This window comes from Pseudomonas sp. SAR267, from assembly GCF_052077595.1.
In the GTDB taxonomy this organism is placed as follows: Bacteria; Pseudomonadota; Gammaproteobacteria; order Pseudomonadales; family Pseudomonadaceae; genus Aquipseudomonas; species Aquipseudomonas vlassakiae.
This window is the reverse complement of record NZ_JBQIHU010000001.1, coordinates 3,542,627-3,559,881: the sequence shown is the minus strand read 5'-3', so window position 1 is coordinate 3,559,881 and position 17,255 is coordinate 3,542,627. Positions and strand designations below refer to the sequence as shown.

Sequence of the window (17,255 nt, the reverse complement as noted above, 5' to 3'; positions counted from 1 at the left end):
GGAGCGGGCTCGCCCGCGAACACCGGCAAAGCCGGTGCCATGCACCGCGGTGCTTGCTTCGCGGGCAAGCCCGCTCCCGCAGGGTGAGGTGCCGCGTCTTAGACTTTGTGGTACAGCTGGCTGCCTTCCTGGCGGAACCGTTCGGCCTGCTCACGCATGCCTTGCTCGACCGTCACGTCCACGGTCTCGATCTTGGCGGCGTATTCACGCACTTCCTGGGTGATCTTCATCGAGCAGAACTTCGGCCCGCACATCGAGCAGAAGTGCGCGACCTTGGCCGATTCCTTCGGCAGGGTTTCGTCGTGGAAGGCTCGCGCGGTGTCCGGGTCCAGGCCCAGGTTGAACTGGTCTTCCCAGCGGAATTCGAAACGCGCCTTGGACAAGGCATTGTCACGAATCTGCGCGCCTGGATGACCCTTGGCAAGGTCGGCAGCATGGGCGGCGATCTTGTAGGTGATGATGCCGGTCTTGACGTCATCCTTGTTCGGCAGGCCCAGGTGCTCTTTCGGCGTGACGTAGCAGAGCATGGCGCAACCGAACCAGCCGATCATTGCCGCACCAATGCCGGAGGTGATGTGGTCGTAACCCGGGGCGATGTCTGTAGTCAGCGGGCCGAGGGTGTAGAACGGCGCCTCGTCGCAGCACTCCAGCTGCTTGTCCATGTTCTCCTTGATCAGTTGCATCGGCACGTGGCCAGGGCCTTCGATCATGCACTGCACATCGTGCTTCCAGGCGATCTTGGTCAGCTCGCCAAGGGTTTCCAGCTCACCGAACTGGGCGGCGTCGTTGGCGTCGGCGATCGAGCCAGGGCGCAGGCCGTCGCCTAGCGAGAAGCTGACGTCGTAGGCCTTCATGATTTCGCAAATCTCATCGAAGTGCGTGTACAGGAAGTTCTCTTTATGGTGCGCCAGGCACCACTTGGCCATGATCGAGCCGCCGCGGCTTACGATCCCGGTGACCCGCTTGGCAGTCAGCGGCACATAGCGCAGCAGCACCCCGGCGTGGATGGTGAAGTAGTCCACGCCCTGCTCGGCCTGTTCGATCAGGGTGTCGCGGAACAGCTCCCATGTCAGGTCCTCGGCGACGCCGTTGACCTTTTCCAGGGCCTGGTAGATCGGCACGGTACCGATCGGCACCGGCGAGTTGCGGATGATCCACTCGCGGGTTTCGTGAATGTGCCTGCCGGTGGACAGGTCCATGACAGTGTCCGAACCCCAGCGGATACCCCAAGTCAGCTTGGCCACTTCTTCCTCGATCGAGGAGCCCAGGGCACTGTTGCCGATGTTGCCGTTGATCTTCACCAGGAAGTTGCGGCCAATGATCATTGGCTCCAGCTCCGGGTGGTTGATGTTGGCCGGAATGATCGCGCGGCCACGAGCGATTTCCTGGCGTACGAATTCCGGGGTGATTTCTTTCGGGATGCTGGCACCGAAGCTGTGGCCGGCATGCTGCTCGTTGAGCAGGCCGGCAGCGCGGGCCTCTTGCAGCTTCATGTTCTCGCGGATGGCCACGTATTCCATCTCAGCGGTGATGATGCCCTTGCGCGCGTAATGCATCTGCGAAACGTTGGCGCCAGCCTTGGCCCGGCGCGGGTTGCGCACATGGGCGAAGCGCAGCTTGGCAAGTTCCGCATCGTTCAGGCGCTGCTGGCCGAAGTCGGAGCTCAGGCCTTCGAGGCGCTCGGTGTCACCGCGTGCATCGATCCAGGCCGAACGCACATCGGCCAGGCCCTTGCGCACGTCGATGATGACGTTAGGGTCTGTGTACGGGCCGGAGGTGTCGTAGACCAGAACTGGCGCATTGCTTTCGCCGCCGAAGTCAGTGGGCGTGTCGTCCAGGCTGATTTCGCGCATGGGCACGCGGATGTCCGGGCGCGAGCCTTCGACGTAGACCTTGCGCGAACGCGGGAACGGTTGCACGGACTGCTGATCGACTTGTGCCGATTCGCTGAGGTTGATCGTTTTTTCTTGTTTGGTCATCACAGGATCTCCAGACGGCTTCCTAGCAGGGGAATGTCGGGGTGAACCTGAAAGACGTGGACGCACCCTGGGACGGGTGCAGTGCCGGATGGGGGTGCCTGAAGCTGCGTGCAGCTGCGACATTCCCGGACCTGGCACAAGAGGCTCCCCGGGAAGGCGAGCAATCTTGTTCCCTACGCAGGCGCTAACCTGATCAGGTTCAACGGGATCCGCACCTCTGCGATCTCAGCCTTTGCTTCAAGGCACCCCGACAAGAACATGCGCAGTCTAGACTGGAGTGGTCGGCAAAGCCAAGCGGGTAAAACGCAGGGCAGATGAAAGGCGCAACCTGTGATTGTTGGCGGATGCGCATGGCACTACACTGGCCCGTCGCTCGATACTCAACAGTTCAGTAATTAAATTTCGTACAAGGATTGCCTCTATGCTGCGCAAACTTTCACTGGCGATAGCCGTGTCTTGTGCGTCCAACGGAGTGGTCTGGGCAGCAGACATGCCCATGACGGTAAGGACCGATCTGGTCAGCGTTTACCAGGAAGCGGTAGATAACAACGCCGATCTTGCTGCCGCCCGTGCCGATTATGGCGCTCAGAAAGAAGTGGTACCGCAGGCGCGTGCCGGCCTGCTGCCAAACCTCTCGGCCGGCGCCGAGATGATGAATGCCCGCACCAAGATCGACCACCCATCAGCCACCACCAACCGCAGTGGCAACACCTGGAGCGCGACCCTCGCGCAACCGATCTTCCGCGCGGATCGCTGGTTCCAGCTGCAGGCTGCCGAAGCGGTCAACGAGCAGGCGGCGCTGCAACTGTCGGCTACCGAGCAGAACCTGATCCTGCAAACTGCGCAGGACTACTTCTCCGTGCTGCGCGCCCAGGACAACCTGGCGGCGACCAAAGCTGAAGAAGCCGCCTTCAAGCGCCAGTTGGACCAGTCCAACGAACGGTTCGACGTCGGCCTGTCCGACAAGACCGACGTGCTGCAATCCCAGGCCAGCTACGATACCGCCCGGGCCAACCGGATCATTGCCGAACGCCAGGTGCAGGATGCTTTCGAGGCCCTGGTCACCCTGACCAACCGCGAATACACCTCCATCCAGGGTGTGGTCCACACGCTACCGGTGAAGGTGCCGACCCCCAACGACGCCAAGGCCTGGGTGGAAACCGCCGGGCGCCAGAACCTCAACCTGCTGGCCACCAACTACGCGGTTGCCGCCGCCGAAGAAACCCTGCGCCAGCGCAAAGCCGGCCATGCGCCGACCCTCGATGCGGTGGCCAAGTACGAAAAAGGCGACAACGATAGCCTGGGCTTCACCAACCCGTCGCCGTTCGGCCAGCGCTACAGTGGTGATGTGGAGCAGACCAGCGTCGGCCTGCAGTTGAACATCCCGATCTACAGCGGTGGCCTTACCAGTTCGCAGGTACGCGAGGCCTACCAGCGCCTCAGCCAGAGCGAACAGCAACGGGAAAGCCTACGCCGCCAGGTAGTGGAGAACACCCGTAACCTGCACCGCGCGGTGAACACCGATGTGGAGCAGGTGCAGGCGCGCAAGCAGTCGATCATCTCCAACCAGAGCGCCCTGGAAGCCACCGAAATCGGCTACCAGGTCGGCACCCGCAACATCGTCGACGTGCTCGACGCCCAGCGCCAGCTGTACACCTCGGTACGCGACTACAACAACAGCCGCTATGACTACATCCTCGACAACCTGAGCCTGAAACAGGCGGCTGGGACCTTGAACCCGCAGGACCTGCAGGACCTCAAGCAGTACCTGAAACCGGACTACAACCCGGACAAGGACTTCCTGCCACCGGACCTGGCGGCAGCCGCTGCGAAAAACTTCGAGCGCAGGCCTTGAGATAGACACCCGCCCTGTGGGAGCGGCCTTGTGTCGCGAAAGGGCTGCAAAGCAGCCCCGGCAATTTGTGCTTTTACGCTGACATCCTGGGGCCGCTTTGCGGCCCTTTCGCGACACAAGGCCGCTCCCACAGGATCCGAGCAAGCTGGCTTTCAGCGGATGAGCTTGCCCAGCCCATCCAGCAAGCGCTGCAAGGCGCCCTGGTTGGCCCGCATCACCGCCCTGCCCGCCTCGCCCATGCGCTGCGCATCCTGGGGCAACTCGATCAAGCGACGCACCGCCTCGGCCAGCCCGTCGGCATCATCAACCTGCTGCAACGCCCCCGCCTCGCGCAACATCGCGCTGATTTCAAGGAAGTTGAACACATGTGGCCCCATGAGCACCGGCAATGCCAATGCCGCAGGCTCCAGCGGGTTATGGCCGCCCGTGGCCACCAGGCTGCCGCCGACAAAGGCGATGTCGGCCAGGGCATAGAGAAACAGCAACTCACCCATGGTGTCGCCCAGCAGCACCTGCGTTCGCGCATCCACCGGCGTGCCGGCAGCGCGGCGCACCGTGGCGAAGTGCTCGGCGCACAGGGCATGTACGGCATCGAACCGCTCAGGGTGACGCGGCACCAGGATCAGCAGCGCATCACCATGCACCTGCAGCAGCTGCCGGTGCGCCTGCAGGATCAAGGCATCCTCACCCTCATGGGTGCTGGCAGCGATCCACACCGGGCGCTGGTCGGCGCCCCACTGTTCGCGAAGTGCCTTGGCACGGGGCTGCAAGTGCTCATCGAGCTTCAGGTCGAACTTGATCGAGCCGGTCACCTGCACGCAGTCGGGCCGCGCGCCCAGCTCACGGAAGCGTTGGGCCTCGGTTTCGGTCTGCACGGCGATCAGGCTCATTTCACCCAGCATTGGCCGGGTCAGCTTGGCAAAGCGCCCGTAGCCACGGGCCGAGCGCTCGGACAGCCGGGCATTGGCCAGGGCCACCGGAATGCCGCGCCTGGCGCATTGGTGGATATGGTTGGGCCACAGTTCGGTTTCCATGATGATGCCCAGCCGCGGGCGCACATGATCAAGAAATCGCCCGGCCGCCCATGGCAGGTCGTAAGGCAGGTAGCAATGCTGGATGCGCGGCTCGTCGGCGAACATCGCGCGAATGCGCTCGGAGCCGGTCGGGGTCATGCAGGTGAGCGTGATCGGCAGGTCCGGGTAGGCCTTGAGCAGCGCACGCACCATCGGTGCGGCGGCAATGCTTTCGCCGACCGACACCGCATGCACCCAGATCCCTCCCTGACGCATGGCCGGCAGGCTACAGGCAAAGCGCTCGCCGATGCGCTGGCCGTAGGCCGGGGCCTTGCGAGCACGCAGGTACAGGCGCAGCGCCACCAGCGGCAGGCCCAGATGAAACAGCAAGGTATAGAGTGTTCTGTTCATGGCCGCGGAGTTTACCCGATCGCACGCAAGTGCACTGCAAAGCGCTCGGCCAACCATTGCGCGGCCGGCCCCAGCGGTTCATCGCGGCGCCAGGCCAGCTCCGCCACCAGTGCAGGCGGGCGCCATTCGCTGTCGAGCTCGACCATGTGCGCCTGGTAGGTCGGGTATTGCACCACATGCCGCGGCAGCCACGCCCAGCCCAGGCCACGCATCAGCAGCTCAGCCATGGCGTAGAAGCTGTCGGCGCGCCAGACCTGCGGGCTGATTGCCTCGCCGCCAGGATAGCCACTCTGCTGTGGGGTGATCAGCAATTGCCGGTGGCGGGCCAGCTGCTGGCGAGTGACCCGCCCTTCATGTGCAAGCGGATGATCAACTGCACAGACCGTCACCATTTCCACACTGCCCAAAGCTCGGCGCTCCAGAGCTGCCGGGATGCTTTCATGGTGGAAGAACAACCCCAGGTCGGCGCGTCGCTCGGCCAGCTTTCGCGCTACATCCCCCTGGGCACCACTGGCCAGTTGCACCTCCAGATAAGGATAACGGCTAGCCAGTTCATCGAGGCTGTCGATCACGGGCTGGTAAGGCATCGCTTCGTCCTGAGCCACCCGCAACAAGGCCTCCTGGCCACGCATCAAGGCCAGGGCACGACCATCCAGGCGTTCGCACTGGCGCAAGAGCTCACGGGCATCTTCGAGCAAGGCCGTACCGTTTTCAGTCAGTCTGGGTTGGCGTCCGCTGCTGCGTTCGAACAGCGTGACACCGAGTTCGGTTTCAAGCAGGGCAATCGCATTGCTGATGGCCGACTGTGCCTTGCGCTGCTCACGGGCCACGGCGGAAAACGAGCGCAACTCTGCGACCCGCAGGAAAGTGCGCAGTTGATCAAGGTTCCATTGTTCAGCCATCAGCCTATCTCCAATTCAGATAGGTAATGACTTTACCGCATCCGGGCAATCGCTAGAATGCCGAGCCAGTTACCGGAGGATCCCGTCATGAATGCCTATACCTATCTCGCCATCGCCATCTGCGCCGAAGTCATCGCCACTGCCTCCATGAAGGCGGTCAAGGGGCTGAGCACGCCGTTGCCGTTGCTGCTGATGGTGGTGGGCTACGGGATCGCGTTCTGGATGCTGACCCTGGTGGTGCGCAGCATCCCGGTAGGTATCGCCTACGCGATCTGGTCGGGCCTTGGCATCGTGCTGATCAGCGTTGCGGCGCTGGTGGTCTATGGGCAGAAGCTGGATGTACCGGCGATGCTGGGCATGGCCATGATCGTGGGCGGCGTGGTTGTGATTCAGCTGTTTTCCAAAACTGCCGGGCACTGAGGCAGCCTGTATACTTGCCAGCTGTCCCAGTCTTCGAGGTACCGCCATGCCATCCGCCATTTCCACTGACGTACTGATCGTCGGCGCCGGGGTCGCAGGCCTCTGGCTCAATGCCCGCCTGCGTCGCCTGGGTTACTCGACAGTGCTGGTGGAGCGCGCCAGCCTCGGTGGCGAGCAGACCATCAAGTCCCAGGGCATCATCCACGGTGGTACCAAGTACGCCCTGCATGGCGCCCTGACCGGTGCCTCGGAAGCCATCGCCGACATGCCGCGGCGCTGGCGCGAAGCGATCAACGGCAGCGGCGAACTGGACCTGACCGGCACCCGCCTGCTTTCCGACGCGCATTACCTGTGGTCGCCTGGCACCCTGGCCGGCAACCTGACCAGCTTCTTTGCCAGCAAGGCGGTGCGTGGCCGGGTCGATCAGGTAAAAGGCGAGCAATTGCCGCCGGCCCTGCAGGATCGTGGCTTCAAGGGCAAGGTCTACCGCCTGGCAGAGCTGGTGATCGACGTGCCGAGCCTGCTGGCGAACCTGGCCGAACTGGCCGGCGACAGCCTGCTCGCTGGCGAACGGATCGAACCGCTGCGCGAGGGCGAACAGCTAACTGGCCTGCGCATCGACGGCCGCGAAATCCGCGCCCAGCGCATCGTCCTCAGCGCCGGCGCCGGCACCGAACAGCTGCTGCATGCGCTGGGCCTGGAGCAACCCGCCATGCAGACCCGGCCGTTGCACATGGTCCTGGCCAAAGGGCCAAACCTCAAGCCGCTGTATGCACACTGCCTGGGCGGTGGGCCAAAACCGCGTGTAACCGTCACCACCCACCCGGCCGCCGACGGCCAGTGGGTCTGGTACCTCGGCGGCGATCTCGCCGAAGCCGACGGTGTGGCCCGCGAGCCTGCCGCGCAGATTGCCGCAGCGCAGAAGGAAATCGCCAGCCTGCTGCCATGGGTCGATCAGAGCCAGGTGCGCTGGGCGACCCTGCGCGTTGATCGCGCCGAGCCGGCGCAGTCCGGCCTGGTCCGCCCCGACAACGCCTTCCTTGCCGAACAGCAACGCCTGCTGGTGGGCTGGCCGACCAAACTGGCACTGGCACCAGACTTCAGTGACCGCGTACTGGCCAGCCTCGACCGCGATGGCGTGCGCCCGGCAGCGCAGGCCGACCTTTCCGGCCTGCCGCGCCCGGCGCTGGGCCTACCAGCCTGGGAGCAACTGCTGCCATGACCTTGCCTACCTTGCATGGCTTGCACCGCCCACTGGGCAGCAGCGGCCTCACGGTTTCGCCATTGGGCCTGGGCACGGTCAAGCTGGGCCGAGACCAGGGCGTCAAATACCCCACTGGCTTCACCATCCCCGGCGATGACGAAGCGCGAATGCTGCTGGCCCAGGCTCGCGAGCTGGGTATCAACCTGATCGACACTGCGCCGGCCTATGGCCGCAGTGAAGAGCGCCTGGGGCCGTTGCTACGCGGCCAGCGCGATGAATGGGTGATTGTCAGCAAGGTGGGAGAGGAGTTCGAGGAGGGTCAGTCCAGCTTCGACTTCAGCGCCGCCCACACCCGCCGCTCGGTGGAGCGCAGCTTGCGCCGGCTGGAAACTGACCGCATCGAACTGGTGCTGGTGCACTCCGATGGCAATGATCTGGAAATCCTCGAGCAGCAAGAGGTCTACCAGACCCTGGCCGCGCTCAAGCAGGAAGGCAAGATTCTCGGCTATGGCCTCTCCGGCAAGACGGTCGCCGGTGGCTTGAAGGCACTGGAGCAAGGCGATTGCGCCATGGTCACCTACAACCTCAACGAGCAGGCAGAGCGCCCGGTGCTGGACTACGCTGCCGAACACGGCAAAGCCATTCTGGTAAAGAAGGCACTGGCCAGCGGGCACATCTGCCTTGCACCGGGGGTCGATCCGGTGCAAGCCAGCTTCGAGCTACTGTTCGCCCACCCGGGCGTGAGCAGTGCTATCGTCGGCACCATCAATCCGTTGCACCTGGCCCACAACGTGGCCACCGTCGCCCGCATCCTGGGCCAGCATTGAGTTTTCACTCTGCCAAGCTGGGCCTGGAGAATGACCCGACGCAAGGAGGAGCCTCGTGGCGCGTACGCTGATCCGCAAGAACCCGAGCAACTTCAAGACACTGCCACTGCATGTCGAAGCCACCCCCGAAGGCCTGGTCTACCAGAGCATCGGTATGCCGCTGAACTTCGCCCAGACCCAGCAACGGCGGCGCGCCATCCAGCTTGCCGACAAGCAGCGCTTCGTCGTCGAACTGGCCAACCTGGGCGTTTCGGTACGCCTGACCCTGCACTGGCAGAACCGTGACTACTGGGTACTGGTGAGGCAGCGCCGCCAGGACCGCGGGGATGTGGTCCTTAAACTGATTTCCGGCTATGTCCCCGCTCAGGAACTCAACCTGCCGCTGCACACCGCAGTTCAGGAGGTCGCTGAAGAATGCCTGCTGGAAACCCCGGAAGGCTGGCTGAGCGGGCGTTTCAACGACACCTGGCTGCCCGCCCCCTACGCCGCCGCACTGCATTACCGTGAAGCCTTGCCGTTCGTACTGATGCCGGAATCAGGGGCTGCCCGCCCGGTGCACTGCGGCAACCTGATGTTGCTGGAACGGCCGCGGGCCTATGTGCACCTGCCAACGGCCTCACTGCAGCTGATCTACGATATGCGCCTGCAGGTGCCAAGGGAGGCCAAGACACTCAGCCTGTTCCATGTCGATGAGCGCCTGGAAGGCGACCAACTGGTGGCACGGCTCAACCGCAAGCGACCGGATCTGTACCTGATGCCGGTACAGGATGGTCAACCGTTGGCAGAGCTTTACACACTTAAGAAGGATGAGCTTGTGCCGGCGAGTACCCGCGGGCTGTACCTGGCCGAGAGCTTTGCCCGGCAGGACGGCTGGGTGGTGGCCGACGAGCGGATTCGCTGGAGGGACTGGGTGAAGCAGCAGGGGCTGGTCGAGCGCAAGGTGGCGCCGGCTTCGCCTCTGCAGCGCTTTGGCGACAAGGCACGAGCACTGCTGGAGCGGGCCCGCACTTCACTTCACAAGTAACATCTGGGGCCGCTTTGCAGCCCCAGATGGTCAATCAGTTCTTGCGGATCTTCTCGACGATGGCCGTGGTCGAGCTGTTTTCGACCAGCCCCAGCACCTTCACGGTGCCGCCATAACCTTTGACGATATCGGCACCCACCACCTGGTCGATGCCGTAGTCACCGCCCTTGACCAGCACATCCGGCTTGACCTGACTCAGCAGGTTTTCCGGCGTGCCTTCAGGGAAACTGATCACCCAGTCCACCGCCCCCAGGCCGGCCAGCACGGCCATGCGCCGGTCAACGCTGTTGATCGGACGGCCCGGCCCCTTCAGGCGGCTGACCGACGCATCGTCGTTGACGGCGACGATCAGGCGATCACCCTGTGCACGCGCCTGCTCCAGGTAGGTGACATGCCCGGCGTGCAGAATGTCGAAGCAGCCGTTGGTGAAGACGATCTTCTCTTTGTGCGCCCGCGCATCGTCGATGGCCAGCAGCAGTTGCTCCAGGCCCAACACGCCTCGCTCGGAGCCCTCCTCACGCTGGATCGCCCGGCGCAGTTCCGGGGCACTGATTGCGGCGGTACCCAGCTTGCCGACCACGATGCCAGCAGCCAGGTTGGCCAGGGCCACCGCGTGGGGCAGGTCTTCACCCGCGGCAATGGCAGCCGCCAGGGTCGAGATGACGGTATCGCCGGCACCGGTCACATCGAACACTTCACGAGCGCGGGCAGGCAGGTGCAGCGCTGGCTGGCCGCTGCGCAGCAGGGTCATGCCATGCTCGCCACGGGTCACCAATAGCGCACCAAGGTCCAGGTCCTGAAGCAACTGCAGGCCTTTGGCGACCAGTTCGGCCTCATCGGCGCAGCGGCCGACAATGGTCTCGAATTCGCTGAGGTTCGGAGTGATCAGGCTGGCGCCTCGGTAGATGGAAAAATCCTTGCCCTTGGGGTCGGCCAGCACAGGAATGCCCTTGGCTCGAGCGGCCTGGATCAGGCTCTGGTGGTTCTTCAGCGCACCCTTGCCGTAGTCGGACAGGACCAGGACCTTGACGCCTTCGAGCAACGTGTCGACTTCCGCGCCAAGCGACAGTGGGTCGGTGGCGAACGGCTCTTCGAAATCGATGCGTAGCAGTTGCTGGTGACGGCTCATGACCCGCAGCTTGACGATGGTCGGCTGATGCGCGATGCGCTGGAACACCGAACGCACGCCAGCGGCCTGCAGGCTGTTGGCCAGGCTGTCGGCGGCCTCATCCTGGCCGGTGACACCGATCAGTGAGGCAGGTGCGCCGAGAGCGGCGATGTTCAAGGCAACGTTGGCCGCGCCGCCGGGGCGATCCTCGATCTGATCGACCTTGACCACCGGCACTGGCGCTTCAGGCGAGATACGCGAAGTACCGCCATGCCAGTAGCGGTCGAGCATGACATCGCCGACCACCAGTACCGGGGCTTGATCGAAACGCGGCATGGACAACTTCATGGGCAACCCATATGGAAATAATGAACAGGGGCAGGATATTAGCACAGGGTAGTCGACGGCTTTACGGCCAGATGCACCCTGGAAAAGTCCCGTGACAATCGGGGCCGATACGGCCCCGATCAAGGCGGGTCAGGTGATATCGGCCTTGGCCGGCTCATCCAGGCCCATGGCATGCAGACGGGCATAATGGCCATTGGCCGCGAGCAATTCGGAATGGGTACCGCGCTCGACCAGGCGCCCCTGGTCCATCACCAGGATCTGATCGGCCTTCTCGATGGTCGATAGGCGGTGGGCGATCACCAGCGTGGTCCTGCCTTCCATGACGTGGTCCAGGGCGGCCTGGATATGCCGCTCGGACTCGGTATCCAGCGCCGACGTTGCTTCGTCGAGGATCAGCAGCGGGGCGTTCTTCAACAGAGCCCGGGCAATCGCCAGGCGCTGACGCTGGCCACCGGAGAGCAGCACGCCGTTTTCACCGACTTCGGTATCGAAGCCTTTTGGCAGTCGGTCGACGAATTCCTTGGCATAGGCATCTGCGGCAGCCGCTTCGATATCGGCACGCGGGGCGCCAGCCAGGTCGCCATAGGCGATGTTGTTGGCCACGGTGTCGTTGAACAGGGTGACGTGCTGGGTCACCTGGGACACATGGCGACGCAGGTTGCGCAGGCGATAGTTCTCGATCTCCACGCCATCGAGCAAGATCTGCCCTTGGTCATGATGATAGAAACGCGGTATCAGCGCCGCCAGCGTCGACTTGCCGCTACCCGAACGCCCGACCAGCGCGATCATCTGCCCAGGCTCGGCGACGAAGCTGATGTCGCTCAACACCTCGCGCTCGGTGCCAGGATAGGTGAAGCTCAGGTTACGCACTTCAAGCCGGCCGTCCACACGCTCCTTCTCGACGGTGCCAGTGTCGATCTCCGGCTGCTCGTCCAGCTGCTCGAAGATGCTCTCTGCTCCAGCCAGGCCCTTCTGGATGGTCGAGCTGACTTCCGACAGCTGGCGAATGGGCTTGGGCAACAGTCCCGCCGCCGTGATGTAGGCCACCAGGTCACCGGCGGTGGACTCACCGCGCAGGAACAGCACCAGGAACATCAATGCTGCCATGGCGCTGTAGATCACCAACTGCAGCAGCGGCGTGTACAACGAGCCGGTCTTGGTCATGTGCAGCTGCTTGTCGGTGTTGCTCTGGCTGGCATTGCCGAAGCGCTGCCGCTCGTAGGCTTCACCGCCGAAGCTGCGCACCACGCGGTAACCCTGGATGGTTTCGGACGCGACATGCGTCACGTCGCCCATGGCAGTCTGGATTTTCTTGCTCTGCTTGCGGAATTTCTTGCTGGCGACGCTGACCATCACCGCGATCACCGGCAGGATGGCGACCATCACCAGGGTCAGGTGCCAGTTCATCCACAGCAGGTAGCCAAACAGGAATACCACCGTCAGGCCTTCACGAATGACCACCTTGATCGCATCGGTGGCAGCACCGGTGACCATGGTCACGTTGAAGGTGATCCGCGAAATCAGGTGGCCTGAGTTGTGGTTGTCGAAGTAGCGATTGGGCAGCACCAGCAGCTTGTTGAACAGTTCTACGCGCAGGTCGTGCACCAGGCACAGGGAAACCTTGGCCAGAAAGTAGTTACCCAGGAACGAGCCCAGGCCTTGCCACGCAGCGATCAGGATGATCAGCAGCGGAACCGCCTGCAGCAGCTGCAGGTCGCGCAGGTAGGGGACATTGGGGAACAATACCGCTTCCGGGTTGCTCAGCCCGTCGACGAAATACTTGAGAATCCCGGCCAGCATGGGCTGGGTCGAAGCAAAGATCACAAAACCGACAATGCTCAGCAGGAAAATGCCGACATAGGGTTTCACGTAGCTCAGCAGCCGGAAGTAGATCTTCAGACTGGAGCTGTGCTCCGCCGGTAGCGGTGTTTCGGCCATCATCGAGCTCGCTGTTCAGGTTGAACCGGAAATTTTACCACAGGCGTCATTTTCGGCACGTACCCATGGCAGTAGCATGACCAGGCCAACTGGCAGCCAGCTGACGAACCATTCTGCACGGGGCGTCGTGGTGAGGCTGGCGGCGTCGAACTGCATGGCCATGGTCGAGTAGATCCAGAGGCTGAGCAGAATCTTGCCAAAGATCGTGCCGCGCGCTCGAACGATCTCGCCGAGGGTGAACAGCCACACGGCAATCCACAGCAGCATCCCGGGCAACCCGAGCTCAACCGCAACATGGGTGAACATGTTATGGGTGTGATCGAACTGCAAACCCGCGGCTTCTACCTTGTAATAAGCACCCAGCCCCAACCCGCCCCATGGGTGCTCACTGATCATGTGCAACGTTGCGCGGAAAATTTCGGGACGGAAGGACGAGCCACGCAAGGCGATGAGGTCGTAGGCGACGTAGAAAGCCAGTCCGGTGCTGACCACTGCGAGCAGCGCCATGAGCTGGCTGTGCCTGTCACGGAACCACAGGGGTGCCAGGATCACAGGGATGATCAGTGCCAGTACCGCGCCACGGCTCTGGCTCAAGGCGACAAATGCGGCCAGGCAGGCCAGCGCCAATATCCAGCCCAGGCGCAAGGCAGGCTGCCTTGGAAGATCGTACAGCAGCAGCAAAGCCGCGATGCCGACAACATAGGCGCCAAGGATCGGGTGCGAAATCTCGCCGATACCTTCCAGGCGATCAACCAGCGGCATGCCCTGGACACCGTAGAACCTAACAATCGAGATCAGCGCGGCAATCGCCAGCAATGCAGCCCCTATCCGTAACAACTGGCGAATACGGTCCGTCCCCAACTGCCCTATGATCGGGAACGCCAGCAAGAACACCAGAATGTAAAGCAGCCGCTTGCCTTCGCGCCAGAATTGTTCATTATTTGACCAGGCCATGCTCAGCGCGCCCCAGATCAACAACAGCGCCAACGCCCCCCACAGCGCGGGCTGATGCCGCCAGGCATCAACCAGAATACGTCTCGCCGACCATGCCACTACCAACGTGGGCAGCCACATGAACAAGATCATGCCTTGCTGATACAGCTTGTTGCTGGGAGCCAAGGCAATGGCCGCCAGGAACCAGATCAACCCGAATGCCAACCAGGCCCTGGCCCAGCTCTTCTGATACAACATCCATACTCCCCGGTAACGCAAATGACACCAGACATGGTGCAACAGCTTTATTTTCGGCATTATTGCCAGTCATTTTCGCTTGCCAGACGACAAGGCCTTATACATGCAGTGCTCCCGCCTCTCCCAGGTCGACTTCGATCAGCTGACACTTGGAGCCCAGGTGCTAGAGGCAGATAGCCATGGCGCCAAAGTTTACCTGCTCAGGGATGGAAACTTCCTTAAGGTTTTTCGTAGGAAGCGTCTAATTTCATCTGCGTTGCTTCGACCGTACTCGCAGCGCTTTGTCGACAATGCCGCTCGCCTGCAACAACTCGGGATCCCCACGCTCGAAGTGATCAGCCAGCACAAGCTCGATGTCCCAGGCAGAACAGCAGTGCTGTATCGCCCTCTGCCAGGGCGCACACTGCTGCAACTATCGCGTGACGCCGAGTTCAGCTGGGCCACCTACCTGCCGCGGCTGATCGAACTGATCCGCCAACTTCACCGCAGTGGCGTGTACTTCCGCTCGCTGCACCTGGGTAATGTAGTCGTAACGCCTGATCAACATCTCGGCCTGATCGATGTGGCAGACATGCGCTTCCTGCGCCCGCCACTCTCTGCACGAATGATCAGGCGCAATGTGCAACACATGGTGCGTTACATCGAGAGGGAAAACCTGGGTGACCAATTCCCGCTCGCCGACTTCGAGGCGGCTCTGCTAGCGCGCTGACTTCAACCACGCAGCAGCTTCTGCGCCCCGTCACAGAACGCCTGCCATGCCGCCTCGGGCGCCAGTGCCTCGCGCTGACGAGCGGCCATGGCCTGAGCGCTGGGGGCATCGCAGCGTTCGATTGCCTGGGACCAAGCTTCAACGTCGCCAACCGGCAGATACAAGCCCGCTTCGCGCAACTGCTCACGAAACACTGGCAAGTCGCTGCAAATCACCGGTAGATCCGCCATTACGGCTTCTTGCACCACAAGGCCCAAGCCCTCGGCACGCGACGGCACCAACAGCCAGTCAAACGCCCGGTAGAGTTGCTGCAAATCATCATGGTGGCCGCACAACATCACCCGCCCGGTCAGCCCCAGCGCATCAATTTGCGCCGCCAGACTGGCGCGCAGAGGACCATCACCGACAATCGCCAAGCGCATGTCTGGGCGGTTGGCGGCCCCCTTGGCGAATGCCTCGATGAGCATCGCGAAGCCTTTACTTTCGACCAGCCGTCCCACGGCTCCGAGCACCTGACCGGTGGCTTTGGGTAATGCCAGCGCCTGGCGAGCCTGTTCACGACTGAGTAGCGGCCTGGCGAAGGCTTGCGGGTCGAATGCCATGCGTAGCGCCTGCACAGGACGACCAATGTCCTGCTCAAGCGAGCGCGCCAAAGTCTGCGAGACTGCTGCGATGCTAAGACGCTCTGGCGGCAACTGGTTCAACAAACGCACATCGCTGGCAGTCAGCCGGGTACTGCCATGGAACAGCACTTTGACCCGTATTCCAGGGACCTGCTGCAACACCGGTAGCACCAAGCGTGCGACCCCTACGCCATCGAGCAGGATGACGTCAGCACGGGCTTGTTGCAGCGCCCTGCGCAGACGCAGGCGCTGCCAGGGCAGCAATAGACGCCAAAGGCTTTTTCCCTTCAGCACACGTTGCGGTATGTGCCACACGCGGGTGGGGCCGCGGCCGTGACACAGCTCGCCTCCGAGTAACAACCAGTTACTGATGGAAGCATCGGCCCCTGCGTGCGACAGCACCTGCTGGTGGACCTTGTGGATGGACATGTACGGCGAACCGCCTGCCCACATCATATTGACGATATTCATGGGGATAGCGCCCCTCTCCCGTCCAGGCCAGGTGGGACTGCAACCTCAATTACAGGAATCGGATTTCCCATGCAGACAAGGGCACCCATGACCAGCGTCAATGCCGGTCTTACCCGACATGACGTCGGATAAGCGCCCTTTACCAGCATAGGCTGGAAATGCTGGACAGCGGTGCTGCCCCTTGGATGACCCTGGCAACACAGGTTAGTGCCCGGAATCAACATGAAACCTATAGCCGACGCTGTCATCGCAGAGGCAGATGGTCAGAAGCCGAGTTTCAGGCGCAAGCGCTGCCATGCAGTCAGCGGCGGCTGAGGCCTGAGCGCCGGGCGCATATGCTCGACGATACTGCGCCCCACTGCCGCGAAACTGAAACGCGACACTGCCAACTCGCGACCATTTTCGGCAATCTGCTGTGCCAGCGCAGGGTTTTCGCGCAATGTGCGCAACTTTGCCTGCAAGGTCGGTATGTTGTCGTAGAACACGACATTGACCATGTCCTGCAACCCTAACGCGCGATTCTCTGCTTCGCCCTGGTCGTAGGCCAGCAGCACACAGCCGCAAGCCATGGCTTCGAAGTTCTTGATCATGTACTCGCCCATGCCCACGTCGGCGCTGACGAAGTACTGGATACGGTTGAGCGTGTTGCAGTAATCCTCGCCCGACTTGGTACGGGTCACTACCAGGTTTTCTACCTGCCCCAGCTCATCCAGCAGCGCCTTGCGCCCGCTGTAAGCGACACTGTTGGTGCTGCCGACGAATGCCAGTACGATATCGCGCTCACGGCCCTGGTCGGCCAGCAGTTGTTCATCGTAGCCCTTGGGCACGAACACCGCGTCGAAGCCCTCCTGACGCAGACGCTCGCTGACCGTGTAGCCCGAGCTGATCACGCGCGCCCACGGCATCTTGCGGTAATGCGCGCTGAACTTGCCGGTGTACTTGCAAGGGATGTAGTTCTGGTAGGCGTCGTGTTCGAGAATGACCAGGTTTGGCACCGTGCGGATGAAGGCCGCCTGGCGGATCTCTTGCTTGAAGCGCAGGAAGAAGACGATACGGTCATAGCGCTCGGCCTGCACCTCACGCTTGAAGTAACGGCGCAGGTTGCGCTGGTCTTCGCTGGTCAGCCAGCGCAGATCGCATTCACAGTTGGCCGCGACGCCATCGTACAGGCGATCGAGGATCGCGCGCTGTTCCTTCTGTACCAGAAATAGGACTTTCATTGCTTTCCTTGG

Annotated in this window: 14 protein-coding genes and 1 riboswitch; of the genes, 6 read left to right on the top strand and 8 right to left on the bottom strand. The window is 62.5% G+C overall.

Translation table 11 applies throughout. From position 1 onward, the window contains the following. Positions 1–98 precede the first annotated feature (98 nt). Entirely contained in the window at positions 99–1,979 is a 1,881-nt protein-coding gene (gene thiC / locus ACTORR_RS16735; RefSeq protein ID WP_441343726.1) for a phosphomethylpyrimidine synthase ThiC, read from the bottom strand. 153 nt (positions 1,980–2,132) lie between these two features. Continuing rightward, a riboswitch (TPP riboswitch) is annotated at positions 2,133–2,239 on the bottom strand. A 161-nt stretch (positions 2,240–2,400) separates the two neighbouring features. Between thiC and ACTORR_RS16730 the strand changes: the two genes are divergently transcribed. Next, positions 2,401–3,834, top strand: a complete 1,434-nt coding sequence (locus ACTORR_RS16730; protein WP_441343725.1) for a TolC family outer membrane protein — start codon at positions 2,401–2,403, stop codon at positions 3,832–3,834. Between the two features lie 152 nt (positions 3,835–3,986). Here ACTORR_RS16730 and waaA read toward each other — a convergent pair whose 3' ends face one another. Continuing rightward, positions 3,987–5,258 (bottom strand): lipid IV(A) 3-deoxy-D-manno-octulosonic acid transferase, encoded by a 1,272-nt coding sequence (gene waaA / locus ACTORR_RS16725; protein ID WP_054887893.1) that lies wholly within the window; start codon positions 5,256–5,258, stop codon positions 3,987–3,989. A gap of 11 nt (positions 5,259–5,269) precedes the next feature. Beyond that, on the bottom strand, positions 5,270–6,160 hold the full coding sequence (locus ACTORR_RS16720) for a LysR family transcriptional regulator (protein ID WP_313365474.1): 891 nt from the start codon (positions 6,158–6,160) through the stop codon (positions 5,270–5,272). Positions 6,161–6,247: 87 nt separating this feature from the next. On the opposite strand from ACTORR_RS16720, the gene ACTORR_RS16715 reads away from it, so the two are divergent. The 4 genes from ACTORR_RS16715 to ACTORR_RS16700 are packed head-to-tail and all read left to right on the top strand — an operon-like array spanning position 6,248 to position 9,635. After that, entirely contained in the window at positions 6,248–6,580 is a 333-nt protein-coding gene (locus tag ACTORR_RS16715; RefSeq protein ID WP_054887895.1) for a DMT family transporter, read from the top strand. Between the two features lie 46 nt (positions 6,581–6,626). Further along, on the top strand, positions 6,627–7,802 hold the full coding sequence (locus tag ACTORR_RS16710; RefSeq protein WP_054887896.1) for an NAD(P)/FAD-dependent oxidoreductase: 1,176 nt from the start codon (positions 6,627–6,629) through the stop codon (positions 7,800–7,802). After that, positions 7,799–8,611 (top strand): aldo/keto reductase, encoded by an 813-nt coding sequence (locus ACTORR_RS16705; protein WP_054887897.1) that lies wholly within the window; start codon positions 7,799–7,801, stop codon positions 8,609–8,611. The genes ACTORR_RS16710 and ACTORR_RS16705 overlap by 4 nt, the downstream gene beginning before the upstream one ends. 55 nt (positions 8,612–8,666) lie before the next feature. Further along, positions 8,667–9,635, top strand: coding sequence for a hypothetical protein (locus ACTORR_RS16700; protein WP_054887898.1), 969 nt, complete (start codon positions 8,667–8,669; stop codon positions 9,633–9,635). A 34-nt stretch (positions 9,636–9,669) separates the two neighbouring features. On the opposite strand, the gene hldE is transcribed toward ACTORR_RS16700, so the two are convergent. From hldE to ACTORR_RS16685, 3 genes are all read right to left on the bottom strand, one after another. Further along, positions 9,670–11,091: a bifunctional D-glycero-beta-D-manno-heptose-7-phosphate kinase/D-glycero-beta-D-manno-heptose 1-phosphate adenylyltransferase HldE gene (gene hldE, locus ACTORR_RS16695; RefSeq protein WP_054887899.1), complete on the bottom strand. Its 1,422-nt coding sequence runs from the start codon at positions 11,089–11,091 to the stop codon at positions 9,670–9,672. Between the two features lie 129 nt (positions 11,092–11,220). Continuing rightward, complete coding sequence (msbA, locus tag ACTORR_RS16690) at positions 11,221–13,029, bottom strand: lipid A export permease/ATP-binding protein MsbA (protein WP_441343724.1); 1,809 nt, start codon at positions 13,027–13,029, stop codon at positions 11,221–11,223. Positions 13,030–13,044: 15 nt separating this feature from the next. After that, positions 13,045–14,220: an O-antigen ligase family protein gene (locus tag ACTORR_RS16685; RefSeq protein ID WP_441343723.1), complete on the bottom strand. Its 1,176-nt coding sequence runs from the start codon at positions 14,218–14,220 to the stop codon at positions 13,045–13,047. Positions 14,221–14,323: 103 nt separating this feature from the next. Here ACTORR_RS16685 and ACTORR_RS16680 point away from each other — a divergent pair, with 103 nt between their 5' ends. Next, positions 14,324–14,929 (top strand): toluene tolerance protein, encoded by a 606-nt coding sequence (locus ACTORR_RS16680; protein ID WP_441344124.1) that lies wholly within the window; start codon positions 14,324–14,326, stop codon positions 14,927–14,929. Positions 14,930–14,931: 2 nt separating this feature from the next. On the opposite strand, the gene ACTORR_RS16675 is transcribed toward ACTORR_RS16680, so the two are convergent. Both ACTORR_RS16675 and ACTORR_RS16670 read right to left on the bottom strand, forming a co-directional pair. Further along, positions 14,932–16,023, bottom strand: a complete 1,092-nt coding sequence (locus tag ACTORR_RS16675) for a glycosyltransferase (RefSeq protein WP_054887903.1) — start codon at positions 16,021–16,023, stop codon at positions 14,932–14,934. Positions 16,024–16,286: 263 nt separating this feature from the next. Then, a complete protein-coding gene (locus tag ACTORR_RS16670) occupies positions 16,287–17,243 on the bottom strand; it encodes a glycosyltransferase (RefSeq protein ID WP_313365762.1) in 957 nt (318 codons plus the stop codon). Between the last annotated feature and the right edge of the window lie 12 nt (positions 17,244–17,255).